General features: G+C 69.3%; 13 protein-coding genes and 1 pseudogene. 10 read left to right on the forward strand and 4 right to left on the reverse strand.

The annotated features are described in order from the left end of the window. Nucleotides 1-12: 12 nt before the first annotated feature. Nucleotides 13-315 (reverse strand): STAS domain-containing protein, encoded by a 303-nt coding sequence (locus tag FH610_RS16925; protein WP_139575431.1) that lies wholly within the window; start codon nt 313-315, stop codon nt 13-15. After that, entirely contained in the window at nt 315-4,556 is a 4,242-nt protein-coding gene (locus tag FH610_RS16930; protein ID WP_139575432.1) for a SpoIIE family protein phosphatase, read from the reverse strand. Before FH610_RS16930 ends, FH610_RS16925 begins: the two co-directional genes overlap by 1 nt. 424 nt (nt 4,557-4,980) lie before the next feature. Here FH610_RS16930 and FH610_RS16935 point away from each other — a divergent pair, with 424 nt between their 5' ends. The 3 genes from FH610_RS16935 (at nt 4,981) to FH610_RS16945 (ending at nt 7,649) form a co-directional block, all read left to right on the forward strand. Beyond that, nucleotides 4,981-5,958, forward strand: a complete 978-nt coding sequence (locus FH610_RS16935; protein ID WP_139575433.1) for an L-threonylcarbamoyladenylate synthase — start codon at nt 4,981-4,983, stop codon at nt 5,956-5,958. 119 nt (nt 5,959-6,077) lie between these two features. Continuing rightward, nucleotides 6,078-6,428, forward strand: a complete 351-nt coding sequence (locus tag FH610_RS16940) for a hypothetical protein (protein ID WP_205825833.1) — start codon at nt 6,078-6,080, stop codon at nt 6,426-6,428. Nucleotides 6,429-6,734: 306 nt separating this feature from the next. Further along, complete coding sequence (locus FH610_RS16945) at nt 6,735-7,649, forward strand: alpha/beta fold hydrolase (RefSeq protein ID WP_139575434.1); 915 nt, start codon at nt 6,735-6,737, stop codon at nt 7,647-7,649. A gap of 258 nt (nt 7,650-7,907) precedes the next feature. Here FH610_RS16945 and FH610_RS16950 read toward each other — a convergent pair whose 3' ends face one another. After that, complete coding sequence (locus FH610_RS16950; RefSeq protein WP_139575435.1) at nt 7,908-8,450, reverse strand: hypothetical protein; 543 nt, start codon at nt 8,448-8,450, stop codon at nt 7,908-7,910. 268 nt (nt 8,451-8,718) lie between these two features. Between FH610_RS16950 and FH610_RS16955 the strand changes: the two genes are divergently transcribed. The 5 genes from FH610_RS16955 to FH610_RS45220 all read left to right on the forward strand — a co-directional run bounded on the left by FH610_RS16955 (nt 8,719) and on the right by FH610_RS45220 (nt 12,596). Further along, complete coding sequence (locus tag FH610_RS16955) at nt 8,719-9,681, forward strand: GlxA family transcriptional regulator (protein ID WP_139575436.1); 963 nt, start codon at nt 8,719-8,721, stop codon at nt 9,679-9,681. 188 nt (nt 9,682-9,869) lie between these two features. Next, nucleotides 9,870-10,232: a nuclear transport factor 2 family protein gene (locus FH610_RS16960; protein WP_139575437.1), complete on the forward strand. Its 363-nt coding sequence runs from the start codon at nt 9,870-9,872 to the stop codon at nt 10,230-10,232. 699 nt (nt 10,233-10,931) lie between these two features. Next, nucleotides 10,932-11,312, forward strand: a complete 381-nt coding sequence (locus tag FH610_RS16965) for a DUF6153 family protein (RefSeq protein WP_139575438.1) — start codon at nt 10,932-10,934, stop codon at nt 11,310-11,312. A gap of 73 nt (nt 11,313-11,385) precedes the next feature. After that, a complete protein-coding gene (locus FH610_RS45215; protein WP_276607678.1) occupies nt 11,386-11,967 on the forward strand; it encodes a multicopper oxidase domain-containing protein in 582 nt (193 codons plus the stop codon). After that, nucleotides 11,964-12,596: a multicopper oxidase domain-containing protein gene (locus FH610_RS45220; RefSeq protein WP_276607679.1), complete on the forward strand. Its 633-nt coding sequence runs from the start codon at nt 11,964-11,966 to the stop codon at nt 12,594-12,596. Before FH610_RS45215 ends, FH610_RS45220 begins: the two co-directional genes overlap by 4 nt. A 63-nt stretch (nt 12,597-12,659) precedes the next feature. Here FH610_RS45220 and FH610_RS16975 read toward each other — a convergent pair whose 3' ends face one another. Next, nucleotides 12,660-13,115: a MarR family winged helix-turn-helix transcriptional regulator gene (locus FH610_RS16975; RefSeq protein WP_139575439.1), complete on the reverse strand. Its 456-nt coding sequence runs from the start codon at nt 13,113-13,115 to the stop codon at nt 12,660-12,662. Nucleotides 13,116-13,437: 322 nt separating this feature from the next. On the opposite strand from FH610_RS16975, the gene FH610_RS16980 reads away from it, so the two are divergent. Continuing rightward, nucleotides 13,438-14,847 carry an MFS transporter gene (locus FH610_RS16980; protein ID WP_240809018.1) on the forward strand — a complete coding sequence of 470 codons (1,410 nt, stop codon included), beginning with the start codon at nt 13,438-13,440 and terminating at the stop codon, nt 14,845-14,847. A gap of 179 nt (nt 14,848-15,026) precedes the next feature. Continuing rightward, nucleotides 15,027-15,248 (forward strand): annotated as a pseudogene (locus FH610_RS44465) (cation transporter); the annotation flags it as partial. Nucleotides 15,249-15,473 lie beyond the last annotated feature (225 nt).

A 15,473-nucleotide genomic window follows, 5' to 3' on the forward strand; every position in this document is an offset into this window, starting at 1 on the left:
GGAAATCCCGCCCTATCGGGCGTCGAGGTCGCCGTCGTGGACGGTGGCGATGTCCGCCAGCCCGGAGATGGTCAGGACGGGAGTGAGCAGCGGGTTGGCGATGAGGGTGATGTGGTCGGCGTGGGCGAACAGGACGCTCAGGCCCGCACTGTCGAGGTATTCGACGGAGGTCAGGTCGAGGACGACGGGCCCCGGGGTGCTCTCGAGAGCGGCCTCGAGGGCGGCGGTGTTGCTCATGTCGATCTCACCGGCCGCGGTCAGGAGAGCGGCGCCGTCCGGGCGAACCCCAGGAGTGAGGGTCAGGGGCGTGGTCATCAGGCGATCCTCATCTGCATGTCGACGGTGGTCCCGTACGGGCCGGGGGTGATGGTGACCTGCTGCATCATGGCGCGCATGAGCGCGACACCGCGGCCGCGGTGGGCGTTGGCCTCGGGCTCGGGGGACTTCCAGCGGCCGGTGTCGGCGACGGTGAGGCGCAGGTTGTCGACCGACGCCTCGGCCCGCAGGCGGACGATGTCGCCGGGGGTGTGCCGGTGGCCGTGTTCGATGGCGTTCGCGCACGCCTCACCGGCGGCGACCAGGATGTTCTGGACGATCTGGGCCGGTAGGTCACACTGGCCGAGCCAGCTCCGCAGCGCCTTGCGGACGGGCGCCAGCTGGGACGACTCGGCGGGGAAGGTCATCTCCAGCGGGGCCGGGTGCCGGTAGAGGAGCAGAGCGACGTCATCGTCGTAGCCGCCTGCGGGCGCCAGGCGGATCATCACCTGAGTGGCGAGGTCGTCGACGGCGACGTTCCTGCCGTCCTGTACGGCCTGGCTGGCCTGGTCGATGCCCGAATACAGCGGACGGCGGCGGCGTTCGACCAGGCCGTCCGTGTACAGCATGAGCGTGGCACGCGCGGGGATGATCGTCTCGCTCTCCGGACGGGTCGCGCCCGGGCGTACGGCCAGGGGGACGGAACGCCCGCCGTCGAGCAGGCCCGTGCTGCCGTCGGGGAGGGCGAGGATTCCCGGCGGATGTCCGGCACTGGAGTAGGACAGGCGCCCGGTTTCCGGGTCGAGGACGGCGCAGAAGACGGTGGTGCACCTGGCGCCGGGAACGCCGGCCGCGAACTGATCCAGGGCCATGAGCACGCGGGCCGGGCTGTCGTCCTGCAGCAGCAGCGCGCGGCAGGCGCTGCGCAGCTGTCCCATGACGGCGGCGGCCTCCACCCCGCGCCCGACGCAGTCGCCGACCACGATGCCGATGCGTCCGCCGGGCAGTGCGATGGTGTCGTACCAGTCGCCGCCGACCTCCAGGGGCCTGGTGGCGGGCTCGTAGCGTACGGCGAACCCTTCGGGAAGCTGGGCGGGGCCGAGGATGGCACGCTGCAGCGCGATGGCGGTCTCGCGTTGCTGGTCGATCTGGTGGGCGCGCACCAGCCCCTGGGCGAGACGCCCGGCCAGCAGCGACAGCAGCACCTGGTCCTCGCCGGTGAAAGGCCGGTGGTCGCCCAGGTCGACCCACAGGGCCAGCTGGCCCTCGGGGTGCTCAAGCAGGATGCCGACCCCGTCGCGGTCGGCGACCGGGGTGAGCAGCGGCCGCCGCAGCAGATCGGTGAGCGCCCGGCGGCGATCGCCCGGCAGCCCGTGCCAGTCCACCGATTCGCCGGCGGCGGTCAGGGTCGGTTCCTCGCCGTGGTCGAAGACGGCGGCCAGAACCGACCGGGCGCGCCACAGACTCCGCAGCTCCCGCAGGGCGCCGGTCAGCGCGTCGGAGAGGCTCCCGGCCTGGGACAGGCTGGTGCTCAGCGAGGCGAGGGCGCTCTCGCGCTGGATGGCGTAGTGCTCGGCGGTGACGTCGCGGAAGGTGCCGACGACGACATGCCGCCCGGTGTCGGGATCCTGCGCCTGGTTGAAGGTGACGCTCACCCACAGCCGGTGCCCGTCACGGTGGGTGACCGGGATGGTGTAGCTGCCCTGGCCCGGGCCGAGAAGGCCGCTGAAGGCGTCGGCGACCTGCTGGTGGGCAGCGGGATCGGTGGCGGCGTCCGGCCACCACGGATGGATCGGCGTGTAGGGGAGGTCCTCGGGGCCGTAGCCGAGGATGTCGGTGAAGGCGCTGTTGATCTCGACGACGGCGCCCTGCTCGTCGCAGACGAAGAACGCCTCCTGCAGCGAGTCCACCAGCGCGCTGCGCCAGCGCGCCTGGTGCTGGCGCAGCCGCGCCATGTCCATGTTCGCCCTCACCCGCGCGAGCAGCTCCGCGGCGGCGAAGGGCTTGACGAGGTAGTCGTCGGCTCCGGCCTGCAGGCCCTCGATGGACGCCTCCTGACCCGCCCTGGCCGACAGCAGCACCACGGGCACGGCGGCGGTGCGTGGGTCGGACCGCAGCGCCGCGACCAGGGACAGGCCGTCCAGGCGCGGCATCATCACGTCGCTGACCACGAGGTCGGGGGCGTCCGCGCGGACGGCGTCCAGCGCCTCCATCCCGTCGCCTGCGGTGCTGACGACGTAGCCGGCGCCCTGGAGGAGACGGACGAGATACTCGCGCATGTCGGCGTTGTCGTCGGCGACCAGCACACGCGCCGGGGCGGTCGAGCCGTCATGGGACGGCATCCGCATCGTGTCCCCGGTGGGCTCGCCGGTGTCGTCCACGGGCAGCCAGCGCAGCGCCTCTTCGACGTATGGATCCGCGGTGGTGGCGCCTGCGCCGGTGCCGGCCGTCGTGATCGCCTCGGCGGGCAGGTGCGCGGAGCCGTACGGCAGGCGGATGGTGAAGCGGGTGCCCGCGCCCTCGGCGCTGTCGGCGCTGATGGTGCCGCCGTGCAGGCCGACCAGCTCCTGCACGAGGGCCAGCCCGATGCCGCTGCCCTCGTTGGACCTCGATCGCGCGTTCTCGATGCGGTGGAACCGCTCGAACAGCCGCGGCACCTCCTCGGCCGGGACGCCGATGCCCGTGTCGATGACGGTCACCACCGCGTGGTCGTCCTCCCTGCGCGCGGTGACGCCGATCGCGCCCTCGAAGGTGAACTTCAGCGCGTTGCTGAGCAGGTTGAGCATCACCTTCTCCCACATGCCGCGGTCGATGTAGACCGGCTCGTCCATGGGAGGGCAGTCGACCCGGAAGTCCAGGCCCGCCTTGTCGACGGCGGAGCGGAAGAGGCTGGCCAGCTCGGCGGTGACCGCGGCCAGGTCGACCGGCTCGTAGCTGGCCTGCATCCGGCCGGCCTCGATGCGGGAGAAGTCCAGCAGGGTGTTGACCAGCTTGCCCAGCCGCAACCCGTTGCGGCGGATGACCTCGAGCTCCTCGCGCACCTGCGCGTCGGCTCCCTGCAGGCGGCCGCGCAGTTCCTCCACCGGCCCCATGATCAGCGTCAGCGGTGTGCGGAACTCGTGACTGATGTTGGAGAAGAAGACGGTCTTCGCGCGGTCGAGCTCGGCCAGCTCCTCCGCCCGCCGCTGCTGGGCCTGGTAGCTGCGGGCGCTCGCGACGCCCGCCGCGACATGCCCCGCGGCCAGCTCGATGAACCCGCGGTACGCCTCGTCCAGGGGGCGGTATCGGTTCAGCGCGGCCACCACGAACCCGTACGGCGCACTGCCCTGCTGGAGCAGCGGCACCACCAGCGCCTGCGTGGGCGGCTCCGGCCAGCCTCCGGCCGGGAGACCGGCGAACGGGGCCCGATCGAGTGAGGCAGGGTCGAGTGGGGCAGGGTCGAGTGAGGCAGGGTCGAGTGGGGCAGGGTCGAGTGGGGCAGGGTCGAGTGAGGCAGGGTCGAGCGGCACGATCACCGACTCTCCCCGGGCCAGCGCCGTCGCGGGCCACACCGCGTCCGGGGCGTCGGCCGGCAGCGTGAGAGGGGCGGCCGGGTGCCCGGCGGAAATTCCGGTCACCCCTGCCAGTCGTGCCCCGCCGCCGTCCTGGAACAGGTAGGTCAAGGTGAACGGAAGGTCGTGCGGGTTGCGGCCGAGCTGCCGGCAGGCGAAAGCCAGCATCTCCTGCTCGGTGCGGACCACACTGGGATCGGAGCCGAGATCCCGCAGGGTCGCCATGCGCCGCTCGCCGATGACCCGCTCGGTCTCCTCGCTGACGACGCACAACATGCCGACCACGGTGCCGGAGTCGTCCCGGAGGGGGCTGTAGGAGAACGTGTGGTAGCTCTCCTCCGGATAGCCGGCCCGCTCCAGGAACAGCAGCAGCGCCTCGTCCCAGGTCGCCTTCCCCGTGGCCAGGACGGTGTCGATCCGCGGGCCGATGTCGTCCCAGATCTCCGCCCAGACCTCGCTGGCGGGCCGGCCCAGCGCCCACGGATATTTCCGGCCCAGGGTGTCACGGCGGTAGGCGGCGTTGCAGAAGAAGGTCAGCTCCGGCCCCCACGCCATCCACATGGAGAACCGGGACGACAGCAGGATGCTCACCGCCGTCTGCAGGCTCTGCGGCCACTCCTCCGGCGGCCCGAGCGGGGTCGCCCGCCAGTCCACCAACGCCAGATCCCGGCCGACCTCGTCTTCGGCGGCGAACACCCCGGCTCCGGCCGCTGTCGGCGGCCCCTGCTCAGCGTCCTCACAGCGCGCCACTTGACACCCTTTCGTTCACGCCGAGCCCAGCCCACCCACGCCGGACTCCGTACCGTGCCGTTGCCACACGGCGGGCCCCGTTGAGCTGTGGGGGAAGGTCGGTGACACGTGCGCAGCAGGATACTCCCGCCAGTCGAACCCGGATGAACCGTACGAAGTGCGCGTCAGGGCCTATTCGTGTGACCTTGCGTCGGATGGCGCGATCACCCTGGTGAAGGGCGGCACCGCCTGGAGGTGACCGGTGAGATGGGGTGCGGCCTGCGGGTTCTACCCTGAGGCAGGGGCCGTCCTGGCGGTGTTCCCCCGTGCCGCTGTGACGGATTTCGTCCGTCCGGGCTCACGCGGTGCTGTCGGCCGTGGTTCGTCACCATGCGCCGACGAGACCCCGGCATGTGGAGAGCGGAACAGTGAAAGGATTGCGAGGGTGACGGCAAGAACCAGTGACATCGAGAAGGCGGCCGGTGTGCTGCGCGCCGGAGGTTTGGTGGCCTTCCCGACCGAAACCGTCTACGGTCTGGGCGCCAACGCCGAGGACCCCGCCGCCGTCGCGCGCGTCTTCCAGGTGAAGGGGCGCCCGCCCTCCCACCCGCTGATCGTCCACATCTGCGGCGCGGAGCACCTGGGCGACTGGGTCGAGGACGTGCCCGCGGCGGCGCGCCTGCTGGCCGAACGCTTCTGGCCGGGGCCACTCACCCTGGTCCTGCGGCGTGGTCGCCGGGTGTCCCTCGAAGCGACCGGTGGCCTTGAGACGGTGGCCGTGCGCGTGCCCGATCACCCTGTCGCGCTCGCGCTGCTGTCGGCCTTCGGCGGAGGTGTCGCGGCCCCGTCCGCCAACCGCTTCGGCTCGGTCAGCCCCACGACGGCGGACCACGTCCGGGCGGAGCTTGGTGACGCCGTCGACTTCGTGCTGGACGGCGGCTCCTGCGAGGTCGGCGTCGAGTCCACCATCGTCGACGCCACGGGCGACACTCCGAGCGTCCTTCGGCCCGGCGGGGTGACGCGCGAGGACCTCGAGGCGGTGCTGGGACGCCCGCTCGCGGTTCACTCCACGAGCCGCGTCCGGGTGCCGGGCCAGCATCCGTCACACTACGCGCCGCGTGCGCGGGTCGTCCTCGTCGAGCCCGAGAAGGTCGTCGCCGAAGCGGAGCTCGCGCAGGAGCTAGGGCACCAGGTGGGCGTCTTTCTTCCCCCCTCCTTCGCGGGCGCCCAGGTGAAGGCGCACGCCGTGGTGGCGGTCCCCGATTCGATGGCCGCCTACGCGCGCGGGCTGTACGGGTTCCTGCGCGAGCTCGACCAGCGGGGGTGCGACCTCATCGTCGCCTCCTTGCCGGTGGAGGAGGGGCTGGGACTCGCGATCGCCAACCGGCTGCGCCGCGCCGCGGGGCCCCGGCCCTCCGAGTGACCAGCGACTCTCCTCACTGATCGCAGTTCCCCACGGCCGGGACCAAGCCTCCCGACAGCGTTCACGACGGCGTATGGCACAGCCGGAGGGGAGAAGAACCATGACGATCGACCAGATGTGTGCCTGAGGACAGCGTCCGCCGGGTGTGGACGGCGATCGCCCTGCACACCACCCCAGGCATCCCCGAGTTCATGGAACCGGAGGTGGCGCTGGTCACCGCGGGTGTGGAGTACGACGTGCTCGGCATCGGCTATCACGATCTCGACGACGCCCAGCGGGCCGAGATCACCGCCCTGCATCCCCGGCCGGGTTTCAAGGAGGCGATCCTGCGGGCGTTCACCGAGGGCGTCGCGCCCAAGCCGGGGACCACGTTCGGCAACGTCAAGGCCGACGTTCTCGAGCGCTACGTGCCCGGCTACCGACGGGGGAACTTCGTCGACACGATCCTCGGCTCCCCCTGGCCGGAGTAGGTCACCGTGAGTCGTGGTCGAGGACGATGCGGAGCTTGCAAGGCGTGCCACACGTGTGTGCTGACGATGTGTGGTGAGAGGAAGAGCTGATCGGCGACCTCGCGGCGCACAGGGCGCCGCGAGCGCGGCCCTCCCCGGCGGACCGCACTTGTCCCCCGCACGAGCTACCGGCGAATGTCCACCGTGAGGTGACGATCCCGGACCGCCGGATCCGTAGCGTTACGACGCAGCCACGGCGCTCCGTCGCTTTCCCGCTACACCGCCGTGCGCATCACCCCGGCGTCGACTCCCTCATCGGAGGACCTCATGCTCCCCAAGATCAAGACATCCGTTGTGGCCGCGCTGTGCTGCACCGTGCTCGGCGCGGGGGTCGCCGGCTGCGACGGCGAATCGCTGGAGCACTGGGACCCCCTCGCCCCCGCCACCCGCACAGCCGATGCCGCCCCGATCTCCGGGACCAAGAAGATCGACGTCGCGGGCCGGTCGGTGAACGTGTCCTGTTCGGGAGACCCGGAGAAAGGCAGGCCGGTCATCATCCTGATGCACGGGGGAGGCGATGGGCTGGACAAGCTGGCCGCCATCCAGAAGACGCTGAGCAAGAAGAACCGGGTCTGTTCCTACGACCGGCTCGGCGCGGGCGCGAGCGACAAGCCGGACGGTCCGCAGAGCTTCTCCAGCACCGGGAAGATCCTGACCGGGGTGCTCGACCGCGTCGCAGGTGACAGCCCGGTCGTCCTGGCCGGGCACTCGCTGGGCGGACTGATCGCCGCCAGGTACGCCCCCGACCACCAGGACAGGGTCAAGGGGCTGGTCCTGATGGACGCCACCCCACCCACCATGGCGGACGACATCACGAAGGCGATCCCCAAGTCCGCCACCGGCCCGGCGGCCGAGTTGCGCGCACAGAACCTCGCGATGTTCCAGGGCGAGAACCCGGAGAAACTCGTCATCACCGACGGCAAGGTCCGTTCCGCCGGGGACATCCCGGTGGAGGTGATCCAGCACGGGAAGCAGTACCTCGCGGCCGTCCCCACGTATGGGCCGCGCCTGGAGCAGGCGTGGGCCGAGGGCCAGCGCAAGTGGCTCGCGCTGTCCAGCGGCAGCAAGCTGAGCACGGCCAAGAACAGCGGCCACTACATCTACGTCGACCAGCCCGATGTCGCCGTCCAGGCCATCGAACGCGTCACCGCACAGGCCGCACGTCAAGCTCATGGTGAGTGACCACAGGTCCAGGATCAGTGGCCAGTGCGTCACGTTCTGCCTGGCAGCCCTCGTCGTCTCCATCGTGCCCGGCAGCCGGCTGACGTCGGCGAGGAGCATTCCCGGGACGAGCGGAAACGCCGACTGCCGAGGTCCGCTGCGAAGCGAACGAAGTCAGCCGGCGTTCACCTGCGCCCGATGTCCTGACCGGTCGCGATTCCGGCAGAAGCGCCGCTCACAGCCGGAAGCTCACCCCGTCGAGCCCGGACGATCGCCGGCTCACCCTGCCGAACCCGTGTAGCTGTACGTCGCGTTGCCGTGAACGGTGATACGCGACCACGGCTTCATGCTGGCATAGCATCCGTACTTCGCCACGCAGTACTCCAGATGGCGTTGCAGATGCGACCATGCCGATGTTGTCCCGACCCCGCCTGCTTGGTTGACCTGCAGCTCTCGCATGTAAACAATGCTCTGAGCATCGCTCAGGTAGTCGTAGCGATTCTGCCAGGAGGTCACCCGGGAGCCGTCGCGGCAGTAGACGACCCGGTGATGCCATACGTATATGGTCGACCCGAGCAGGCTCCGCTTGCGGAACCAGACGTCCGCGTACGCACCGCAAATGGCGTGCGTGCTCGCGTCGTCGTTCGTGGACGTACTGGACTCGTCGGGTTTCGTGGGGTCCGGGACCTGCGCGGCGATCTCCGGATCGGATTTGAGCAACTCCAGATCCTCGTTCGTGTAGGTCCCGTCCGCGACTCGGGCGAGCGCATCCGCGATCGGGTCGCCCTGCGCCGCGGCAGCGGGAGGGCCGCTGAGGAGCACGGCCAGTCCCAGCGCGGCGGCCGCACTCGAACGAAGAGCGCGGCGTGCGGATCCAGCCCTTTTGTGGAATCGTGGCTCGGCTGACATTTCGGTCCTTTCTCGGAGGGTTTTGGAATATCTCATTCCGTAGACCCGGCAGCAGGGCGCGTATTGAGCTCCGTCCGAGGCCTGGCTCAACTGTCCCGGCGGCTTGAGAAAGCGCCAATGAGGGGACCCGAAACAGGTCCGGGAATCTTGGCTGTGTGTCTTTCCGACGTAGAGTCGTGCCATGACTCAACGACGTGTGGTCGTGCTCGGGTACCACGCGGCGGAGTTGCTGGACATCTCATGCGTGACGTCCAGCCTGATAATGGCGAACCTGCACGGCGCCGTGCCGCTCTACGACGTGTGCCTGGCCACCCCGTCAGGCCTGCCCATCACGTGCGCGAGCGGGTTGACGCTGCAGGGGCAGCAGGCCCTCGAGCACGTCACCGGACCGCTGGACACACTCGTGGTGTCGGGGGGAATCGGGCACGAAGACGCCGCGGCCAGCCAAGTGATCGTCGGCCACGTCCGCCGCCTGGCCCGGGAGAGTCGCCGCGTCGCCTCGGTGTGCACGGGCGCGGCGGTGCTGGCCGCGGCCGGCCTGCTCGCCGGGCGTCGGGCCACCACCCACTGGAAGTACGGGTACGTACTCGCCACCCGTCACCCGGAAATCACCGTCGACGCCGAGCCGATCTTCATCCGCGACGGCAACGTCGCCACGGCCGCCGGGGTCACGAGCGCCCTCGACCTCACCCTCGCCTTCATCGAAGAGGATCACGGGGCCCCGCTCGCCCGGGAGGTGGCCCGCTACCTGGTGGCCTACCTGCAGCGACCCGGCAACCAGGCGCAGATGAGCATGTTCACAGAAAGCCCGCCGCCCAGCGACAGCCTGGTCAAGCGCGTCGTCGACCACATCACGGGCCACCTGGACGGCGACCTGACCACGGCCTCCCTGGCGGCCGACGCGGGCGTGAGCGAGCGGCATCTCACCCGCCTGTTCCTCAGGCACCTGGGTCAGAGCCCGGGCCGCTTCGTACGCCGGGCCCGCACCGAGGCCGCCGCCCATCTCCTCGTGTCCACATCCCTGCCCATGGCCGCCATCGCGTCCCGTTGCGGCTTCGGCACGACTGAAAGCCTCCGTCAGAACTTCCTCAATCGATACGGCATCCCGCCCTCGCGCTACCGCCTGACCAAGACCATGCGGTAGCCGCGAAGGGCAGGCTGCTGACCAGCCCTGCATCTGCCGAAAGGTGGCCGGCCAGGAGGATCTCCTCGGTCCGGCGATGTCGCGACCCGGACTCGGGGACGAAATCCCCACCCTTGCGCTAGTTGTACGCCATCCTTCGCCCCGTATCGTCCCCATCAGTGATCCCATCTGTGTGAGAAGGGACCGGCATGTCCGACGATGCGGTGCGACGCGTTTTCCGATCAGTCGATTCGTTCGATCCTGAGGAGTTTGGGCGACTGCTGGCCGAGGATGCCACGCTGGTGTTCGGCAATGCCGAGCCGCTTGCGGGACGTGGGGCCATCGTCGCCGGTCTCCGGGACTTCTACTCCACCATCGGCGGCCTGCGGCACCGGGTCGTCCGGAACTGGCGGTTGGATGCCGACATCATCGCCGAGACCGAGGTGACCTACCGGAGGCTTGATGGCAAGGACGCAAGCGCCGTAGCCGTATCGATCTGGCGCACCCGCGACGACGGCCTGATCTCGGACTACCGCATATTCGTCGATCTCGCCCCCGTCTACGCGACTTAGTGCTCCAGTGACACCTGGGCGGCCATACATCCACCGCCCACACATTTGCTCGTGGCGCGGACCGAGAAGGTTCGATGCCGAGTGCGGCTCCGGCGAGCCGTGGCTCGCCGGAGCCCTCCTTCACCTTCAGGGCAGCCTCTCGCCCCCATGCGCAAGGGCTATCTGAAGGTCACCCAGCGGCGCCGAGTCAGTCGTCGCACTCGCAACCGTCGCAGCAGCAATCGGCACATCGGCAGCTACCGGACTGACTGCCGCTGCACTGACAGCTTCCGGCGCTGTGTACGGTCATGGCACTGGCGGGACTGGCGTAGGTGAGAGCGCCCAGACAGACAGCACTGCCGGCCAGAGCGGTGCTGGCCGCGATGCCGGCGATAGTGTTACGGAGTACAAGCATCTCATTGTCTCCTTGATGGATTACCGAGAATTAGATGCGCACCGAAATGCCACTCGTAGACGTGAAGTGACCACTCCAGACGACTTATTGATTACCTCTCCGAAAATCCACAAACGGACATTCCGGCTATTTAGTAATCAATTGAACCTACTATTATTCTTAGTGGGCCTGTCCTGGCTCGGGTCGCTTTACGAGGGAGAGGAACCGTCGCCAGACACAAGGGGCGCTACTATCGGCGATAGAAGGTATCGACCCTGGAGGACACGATGGCGGCCCGGGGACCAGTAGCGGCGCTTCTCCGCGCGATGCTGCTGATGATCCTCGTGACAGGCGTGGCCGCCATGCACACGCTCGGGCATGAGCACGATGGCCCCGGCGCGATGTCGATGTCAGCGGCCATGACGACGCATACGGCCGACGTCGGGCTTGCTACCCCGCATCACAGTTCCTCCGGCAGCGACTCGTCCACGCACAACGCCGGCTCCCACTCGCCGTTCGATCCGAGCACGGTGTGTCTTGCGATCCTGTCGGCTCTGGGCCTGGCCTTGGGACTGCCGCTGTTCCTGACCCGTATGGGAGCGGAGGAAGCGGCCAGGCCCGGCCGGCTGTCGATCGGCCGATTCTCCGTTCCCGACCTGCCGCCGTTATCCGTCGTCCTCACGCGTGTGGTGGTGCTTCGGAACTGATGGATGCCACGCGGGTGCCCGGCACCCCGCGTTTCCGGCGTCATCCATCGGCACGACCCACGTGAGGTTTCGCATGTCTTCGTTCGATCGGCGTTCCTTCCTGCGCGGCGGCCTGCTGGTCGCCGCCGGCGCCGCTGTTTCCGCCTGCAGTGGCACGGCGGTGAGCACGGCCGGCGTCCCGGCCTTCGTCGGGCCCTCGGCCGAGCAGGTGCGGGCCGCGGAAGCGGCACGCCACCCCGGCGCGGTCCGTGACGTCGTCCTGACCGCTCAGCGAGCACTGGTGGACCTGGGCGGGAAGGTGGTCGACACCTGGTCCTACGACGGCCGCGTTCCCGGTGCTCAGATCCGCGTCAAAGCGGGGGAGGTCGTCAGGGCCCGGATGGTCAACCGGCTTCCGGCCGACACCAGCGTGCACTGGCATGGCCTGGCTCTGCGCAACGACGCCGACGGCGTCCCCGGCGTCACGCAGCCGCCCATCGGGGCCGGTGCGGAGTTCACCTATGAATTCACCGCGCCCACCCCCGGGACCTACTGGTTCCACCCGCACTCCGGCCCGCAGCTCGACCGCGGTCTGTACGCGCCGCTGATCGTCGAGGATCCCCACGAGCCGCTGTCGACACCGCCTTCCGCGTCGCGCTCGGCGGCCATCGGATGAGCGTCACCCACACCGACGGCTTCCCCATCCAACCTGCGCCGACCGACGCGCTGCTGATCGGCATGGGGGAGCGCTACGACGTGCTGGTGACCCTCAAGGACGGCGTGTTCCCGCTGGTCGCCGCCGCCGAGGGTAAGAACGGCGCCGCCCGCGCGCTGGTCCGAACCTCCACAACGGGCCGGGCTCCTGACATCGACGTGCGGCCGCGAGAGCTGAAGGGCGGGATCCTCCGCTATGACGAGCTCCGTCCCGCGCAGAGTGTGAGGTTGCCGTCGAAGGCCGTCGACCGGACCATCCGATTGGAGCTGACCGGCAGCATGATGGCCTACGACTGGGCCATCAACGGCAAGCCGTACGACCCGAAGACCGTCCTCCCCGTCCGCGCCGGGGAACGGGTCCGGCTGCAGTTCGTCAACCGGTCCCTGATGTGGCATCCCATGCACCTGCACGGCCACACCTTCGCCCTGACCGCCAGCGGGATCCGCAAGGACACCGCCATTGTGCTGCCGAACAGCACTGTCGAGGCGGACTTCGACGCCGACAATCCCGGCTTGTGGATGATCCACTGCCACAACGTCTACCACGCCGAGGTCGGCATGATGACCACCCTCGGCTACCTCCAGGCCTGATCATCTGGGGTGGCGCGTATCCGCCCTTGCCCAGCATCGTGACCATCGACGGCCGGCGATCTCTCAGGTGCCCGCTGCGGCGGTGGTCTCACGCAGAGCACGGGTGAGGGCGGGCAGCGCCACGGCCAGAGCGGAGCGTTCGGCGCCCGAAAGCCTCGTGAGCACCTGGCCGTGACGCTCGTGCAGGTGCGTTGACATTCGTGCCACGACTGCACGACCGGCGTCACTCAGCATGAGGCGGTAGTAGCGACGGTTGGCCTGATCGCGTTCCCGGACGAGCCAGCCCTTGCGCTCCAGCCCCGCGATAAGGCGGCTGACGCTGCTCTTCTCCAGGCGTAGACGGTCGGCGATGTGCTGCTGCGGCACCGGGCCGGTGTGCCAGATCTCCAGGAGGGCCAGTCCTTCGGAGAGAGTCATCGTCAGATCCGGCACCAGTGCGTCGCCCCGCTGAAGGCCCATCTCGATGACGAGCTCCATCAGGAGCGCTTCGAGGCCGTCGGGCGTCGGTTCCTGCTGCACAGATCCTCCACAGTTGCAAGATACAACTCTGCTCGCTACCCTCTCTTAAGAGTTGCATCATACAACTTTCACGAGGGGGTGGGACCGTGGCAGTTACGCAGATACCGCAGGACATGCGGGATCGCTGCACGTCGTGCCCACGTCGGCCGACCTCGAGCCGGGAGTCGCCATGGTTGCCCTGCCCGCCCCCGTGATTGAGCCGCGCCAACCCGTACCTGGCTGTTGGACTTATCCGCTGCGCTTGGGTTCGTCGTGCAGCCTTCAAATCCCCTTCCGGAGGTCCCTCGTGAGCCATCCCGTCTCTGCTCACCATCCGCATGCCGTGCAGGCACATCCCGAGACCCCACCTGACCGGCGCCGCTGGGCGGCCCTCGCGTTGGTGTGCCTGGCCCAGTTCATGCTGATCCTCGACGTCACCGTCGTGAACGTCGCGCTGCCCAGCATGAGCGCCGACCTTCACTTGGACCGCGAAACGCTCACGTGGGTGGTCACCGCCTACACCCTCTGCTTCGGAGGGCTGATGCTGCTGGGCGGCCGGCTCGCGGACGGGCTCGGCGCGCGACGGACCCTGCTGGCCGGTCTCGCCGTCTTCACCCTCGCGTCGCTTGGAACGGGCCTGGCCCCAAGCGGATCCGTGCTGATCGCCGGTCGTGTCGCGCAGGGAGTCGGAGCGGCCCTGCTCTCGCCGGCGGCGCTGTCCATCGTCACGACCGCCTTCCACGGCGCTGAGCGCAACAAAGCGCTGGGCGTCTGGGCCGCTCTGGGCGGCATCGGATCGGCGGCGGGAGTCATCCTGGGCGGCGCGATCACGGCCGGCCCCGGCTGGGAATGGGTGTTCTTCATCAACGTCCCTGTCGGCGTCGTGGTGCTGGTCGCCCTGCCGTTCACCGTCCCGGCCCCAGCACGCCAGGCTCAGCGGGGTCGGATCGATCTACTCGGGGCGCCGCTGGTCACCGGGGCGACCGCCTCCCTCATCTACGGCCTGGTCAAAGCGGGCGACGCCGGCTGGGGCGGGACGGCGACGCTCGTGGCACTGATCGCCGCCCTGGCGCTGTACGCCGGGTTCGCCATCGTGGAAGGGCGGGTTCGTGCGCCGCTCATGGACGTTCGCATGCTCTCCCGGCGTCCCGTCCTCGCGGGTGCCTTCCTCATGCTGGTCGCCAGCGCGTTGCTGATCGGATTCTTCTTCCTCGGTTCCGTCTACCTTCAGCACGCCCGCGGTTACACCGCCCTCGGCACCGGCCTCATGTTCCTGCCCGTCGCGGTGGCCACCGGAATCGGTGCGCACGTCGGCAGTCGTCTCGTCGGGCGCACAGGCAGCCGTCCGATCGCCGCCGCGGGGTTGGCGCTCGCCGCCGCCGGTTCCTGGCTGCTCACCGGCCTGTCTGCGGAGGCCGACGTCTGGGCGGTCCTGGTCCCCGGTTTCGCCGTGGCAGCCGCCGGCCTCGGCGCCGTGTTCGTCGCAGCCACCACCTCCGCACTCGGCTACATCTCTCATCAGGAGGCCGGCCTTGCATCCGGCGTGGTCAACACGTTCCACGAGGTCGGCGGGTCGGTCGGCGTCGCCGTCGTCTCCACCGTCGCGGCCGGCGGTATCGAGACCGGCACGATCACCGGCTTCGGAACGGCCTTCACGGTGTGCGCCGTCAGCGCCGCCCTCGGCGCCCTCGTCGCCCTGACTCTGGTCCCAGGCGGCAGACCACAGCACGTCGCGGGGCCGCACGCACACTGAGGGACCCGGACTTCAGGCTCCCCGCCTGTTGACTCCGACGTTGCCGGCCATGCTTCGGCCGCTATCCCCCGCACAGTGAAATCGGCCGGCAGGGCGCACTAAGCCGTCCCTCACAACCCTGCATCTACTATCGACGATAGGACTTTGGCTGACTCGCAGGTGCTGGAGATGACGCGGTGGTGAATGAGCTGGGTGCGTGGGATAGCGGTAAGGACCGGAGCACGGCGGTTCTCGACGTCAGCGGACTGCACTGGGCCACGGAGCAGAACATCGTCGCCTCGCGGCTGGGCCGACGGCCGGGTGTTCTGGAGGTCGAGGTCAATCCGGTGGCCCAAACGGCCACAGTGGTGTTCGACCCCTCTCGAACGTCCCTGGCTGAGTTGCGAGACTGGATCCGCGAATGCGGATACCACTGTGCCGGCCAGTCTGTTCCCTCCCATATTTGTGACCCCATGGCTGAGCCTGATCCACCCGCATCAGGTGGGACGAGCACTTCTGCCATCGACGACGTCGCCAAGCGGGTCGCGAGTCCGGGGCGCGATCACGCGACCATGGCCGGGCACGGCGCACACATGCACGCAGGCATGGGCGAATCCACGGCGTCGGGACACGAGGCGATTGCGCAT

Source organism: Microbispora catharanthi (assembly GCF_006334915.2).
GTDB classification, from domain to species: Bacteria; Actinomycetota; Actinomycetes; order Streptosporangiales; family Streptosporangiaceae; genus Microbispora; species Microbispora catharanthi.

Bases quoted from the DNA above. Each gene is read 5' to 3' on its own strand.
- FH610_RS16925 (WP_139575431.1), bottom strand. From the start codon at position 315: ATGACCACGCCCCTGACCCTCACTCCTGGGGTTCGCCCGGACGGCGCC.
- FH610_RS16945 (WP_139575434.1), top strand. From the start codon at position 6,735: ATGCTCCCCAAGATCAAGACATCCGTTGTGGCCGCGCTGTGCTGCACC.
- FH610_RS16955 (WP_139575436.1), top strand. From the start codon at position 8,719: ATGACTCAACGACGTGTGGTCGTGCTCGGGTACCACGCGGCGGAGTTG.
- FH610_RS16960 (WP_139575437.1), top strand. From the start codon at position 9,870: ATGTCCGACGATGCGGTGCGACGCGTTTTCCGATCAGTCGATTCGTTC.
- FH610_RS16965 (WP_139575438.1), top strand. From the start codon at position 10,932: ATGCTGCTGATGATCCTCGTGACAGGCGTGGCCGCCATGCACACGCTC.
- FH610_RS45215 (WP_276607678.1), top strand. From the start codon at position 11,386: ATGTCTTCGTTCGATCGGCGTTCCTTCCTGCGCGGCGGCCTGCTGGTC.
- FH610_RS45220 (WP_276607679.1), top strand. From the start codon at position 11,964: ATGAGCGTCACCCACACCGACGGCTTCCCCATCCAACCTGCGCCGACC.